The sequence below is a fragment of the uncultured Campylobacter sp. genome (assembly GCF_938030685.1).
In the GTDB taxonomy this organism is placed as follows: Bacteria; Campylobacterota; Campylobacteria; order Campylobacterales; family Campylobacteraceae; genus Campylobacter_B.
On sequence record NZ_CALHHX010000005.1, the window covers coordinates 1 to 1812 of the forward strand.

The following is a 1812-nucleotide window of genomic DNA, read 5'->3' on the forward strand; positions in this document are numbered from 1 at the left end:
GATGCTAAAATCCTCTAGATCTAGTGAAGCGCTGCTAAAATCACGGATGAGCGTCCATGATACGACGGTGCGGCCGAAAAAATTATCTGCGATAACATAGCTACCCAAAAGCGAGCTTATGACCACCCAAAACAGAAATATAAATTTAAAAACCTTATGTAAAACGAACTTCAATGTTTTCATCGCTATCCTTTCAATCTAAAGCTTAAGCGGAATTCCGCCTGCAAATCCGCGGATTAAAATTCCGCGCGGGATTTCACTTATGAAATTTCGCGCCCTTTCGGTTTACGGCGAAATTTTAAGGCAGAATTCCGTGGCGAAATTTTACGACTGAATTATAAAACGGAATTCCGCCCATCAAATTTTCCCTAGAACTGCGCCTGTAAAATTCCATAAACGAAATTTGGAGCTGAAATTTTATGGGCGGAATTTCATAGCTAAAATTTCACGGCAGAGCTCAGAAATCAACTACCGCGGCAAAATTCCACACCTTAAAATTTTAAGAAAGTATGAAATTTTTTATCTGATCGCAGATCGCCTCTTCGGATTGTGCGGCGTCTATTTTTAGGGTCTCAACGCCGCACGCCGCGCATGCCTGCGCCATCAGCTCCTGCACGCGCATTAGGTATTTTAGCCCGCGAGCCTCGATTATATCGCTGCTAGCGCGCGTTTTGAGCCGATGCCTGATGAGTTGTTCGTCCGCCGAAAACAGCACGATTTTATCTGCAAATTTGCCCCCGAGCGCAAATTTATTAAGCGCGATAAGTTCGCTAAGATCTGCGTTTTCGTCGTTTGCCAGCGCATAAGCAAGCCCCGAGATGAAGCCGCGATCGCTTAGCACGAGCCTGTCCGCGCCGCCCTTTATCACGCGCTCGTAGTGCTCGGCGCGGTCTGCAAGAAACAAAAGCAGCTCGGCACGCTTTGAAATTTCGCCGCAGACCTCGCGCAGATTTATGCTGCCGCGCCGCCACTTAAAATCCTCGCCCAAAACGAGGCTTCGCACCGCCTCGCCGAGCTTCGTGCCGCCGGGCTCCTTGGTCACGATCGCCTGCGGAAAAGCCGCCGCCAGCCGCGCTATCTGCGTGCTTTTGCCCACACCGTCGATACCTTCGAATATTACATACATTTTTCGCCTTTAAATTTGTGCGCTATTTTACAAGCTTATAGCTAAATAGCGGCTTTTTTAAACAGACGGGCGCTAAATTTCGACTCTAAATCGGGCTTTTGCGCGAGCTTGTGCGAGCTGCTTTTGATCTTTCGGCGTAAAATTTTATCGGGCGCTTTGTTGCCCAGCTTTTGCTATTTGTGGTGCGGCTCGCGGTAAAATTTAGCGCTCGAATGGATGTGTCGCATAAACAGCGAGCGAGTAAATTTGCGCTTACGGAGCGCATACCAAGCGGAGCGGAGTAGGGCGTCAGCCGATAAAGGCGGCGCGCCGTGCGGATAGAATGGCACATCGGGCGAGGTAGGGCGCCATTATATACATGGTAGGATATGTGCTTTGCGAAGCGGATAGCGCTAGACGGAAAGGGCGGCGCTTTTGGCGGAGCAGGGCGGCAGCATCATTCGGCGTAGGGTATGTTTATTGGCAGTGCGGGCTGGCAAGCGCTGCGCGCAATGATAAAATCGCGACGATGAAATTTTAAATTTTGCCCTTATACGTGCTTGCAAGCTCGGGATTTATGGCTTTGGAATTTTTCCGTAGATCGCCAAGATCGCAATCGGTAGCCGTGATCGTAAAATCATCTGTCATATCAAGCGCAAATTCGCCAAGACCTGCTTTGAGCTGCTTCACGCACTCCCAAATGAGCT

Annotated in this window: 2 protein-coding genes; both read right to left on the reverse strand. The window is 49.3% G+C overall.

Going from position 1 to position 1812, the window contains the following annotated elements:
* The coding region (locus Q0369_RS00340) for a hypothetical protein (protein ID WP_298094438.1) at nucleotides 1-183 on the reverse strand (183 nt) is incomplete at its 3' end.
* 316 nt (nucleotides 184-499) lie between these two features.
* Nucleotides 500-1126, reverse strand: coding sequence for a dTMP kinase (gene tmk / locus Q0369_RS00345; RefSeq protein WP_298094441.1), 627 nt, complete (start codon nucleotides 1124-1126; stop codon nucleotides 500-502).
* Nucleotides 1127-1812: the final 686 nt, after the last annotated feature.

What these genes read in the sequence shown, in the direction of transcription:
- tmk (WP_298094441.1), bottom strand. Translation starts at nt 1,126, where the DNA reads ATGTATGTAATATTCGAAGGTATCGACGGTGTGGGCAAAAGCACGCAG.